Annotated in this window: 1 protein-coding gene; it reads left to right on the top strand. The window is 64.4% G+C overall.

Going from position 1 to position 1,656, the window contains the following annotated elements; translation table 11 throughout:
- The coding region (locus EOA23_RS34520) for a hypothetical protein (protein ID WP_348628607.1) at positions 1-1,446 on the top strand (1,446 nt) is incomplete at its 5' end.
- Between the last annotated feature and the right edge of the window lie 210 nt (positions 1,447-1,656).

Here is a 1,656-nt window from a genome sequence, read left to right as displayed (position 1 = left end):
AGTAAGGGATGTGTGGTGATGAATTTCAAGTCTCTGATCAAGCGGGCCGAGGACGTCGATAAGGAATTTCAGGAACTCCAATCGGATCTGGCGGAAGCATTCGAGGACGTTCTGAAGGATGATGAACAACCGCCGTCGGGAGACGATGCCGTTGCCGGTCAGGAACTCGTGGCAAGCGACGAAAATCCGCCGCCCGAAGAGCAGCAGCCCGAGGCAGCGTCATCGCGGTTGACGCCCCATACCCAGACGCGGCTCGCCGCGCTGGAGGCCGTCGCCGGGCTTTTCCGCGATGGGCAGGGCCATCTGCAGGAGATAGAGGCGATGCTGGCGGAGATCGCTACCGCGCATCACATGACGCGCGAGGTCCTCAACGTCTTCCACCGCGACGTGTTGCGCTCCAACGAGCTGGAGCTGGCTAATCTCGCTCTTACCGCCGAACACAAAACGCTTTCGGAACAATTGCTTGACGCCGCCCGTAAGCAGCGCGAGCGCGACGGCGTGGCCGAGGCCTGGCAACAGCGCGAGGCGAGCCTCGTCCAGGACCGCGAGCAGTTGCGCTCGGCGCTGGCGGCCGTGCGCCTGGAACTGGTGGAGATGAGCAATGAGAACGCCAGGCGCGAGAAGGAGTTTGGTGAGATCGTCAAGGCCTTGACCGCCAAGACCGTCGAAGTCGACAGGCGCGGCGCCGAGAACAAGCTGCTGCGCGAGAAGCAAGTCGGCCTCACGGTCGACCTGGAGCAGGCGCAAAAGCGGGAGGCTGAGGCCCGCCACAAATTCGACGAGTTCGCGGCAACCCACGCCAGCGAAACCGCCCATATTGCCGAGCTGATGGCTCAGATCGGCAATCATGAAAAGGAAGAAACCCGGCTGCAGAAGGCGCTGGAGGCAACCCAGGCCAGGCTCGCCGAAACAGCCGAGGCGGCGCGGATCGCCGAAAGCGACAGCGCCGCCGAATTGGCGCGCAGCCAGGCCGAGATGCGTGGTTTGCGCGCCGAAATGCAGGAGCTGCAGTCGCGCCTGGACAAGGTCTCGGCAGACAATGGCGAAGCGACGGCCGAAATCGCCAGGCTCAAGGGGCAGTTGAACGATGCCGTCACCGAACGCCAGATCGCCGAGGAAAGGCTCGCCGTTCTCAGGGAAGAGAGCGAAGCCGACAAGAAGAATTTGTCGGAGGTCAGCACCAATCTCTCACAGCTTTCGTTGCAGCAGGCGTCCGAGCAGATCCAGCTCGATATCCAGAAGCAGGAATGCGAGGATCTGCACGCCGAGGTCGAAGCGCTCAATGCCCGCATCCGGGAATTGCTGCCTTACGAGCGGCTGCATCGGGTGACCGACGCAAGGTCGCGCAAGGATGCCGCGCCTCAGGCCAACGGGATCCTCGCGGAAACGGCGCGCCCCGCCGCGCGGCGTGTTCCGCGGCGGAACTTGCGGGCCAACGCTGGCTGAGGTAACCGCCGCGCCCGGAATTGCTTTGGCGGGCTACTTGCCCGCCATGCCGTCGGCAAGGTCCTGCGCCTGCTTGAGCAGCGCCGGGAAGGACGGGTCGCCGGGCAGGCGCTGGGCCATGCAGGCGCGGTAGTCGGCATCGCCCTTTTCCCAGGCGGCGTTGGCGGGATCGGAGGCCTGCGGGTTATCCTGATCCGAGCCCTCGTTGCC

This window comes from Mesorhizobium sp. M2A.F.Ca.ET.042.01.1.1 (assembly GCF_003997405.1).
Classification (GTDB): domain Bacteria; phylum Pseudomonadota; class Alphaproteobacteria; order Rhizobiales; family Rhizobiaceae; genus Mesorhizobium.
The sequence above is the reverse complement of the archived record's forward strand: the minus strand, read 5'-3'. Positions and strand labels throughout refer to the sequence as shown.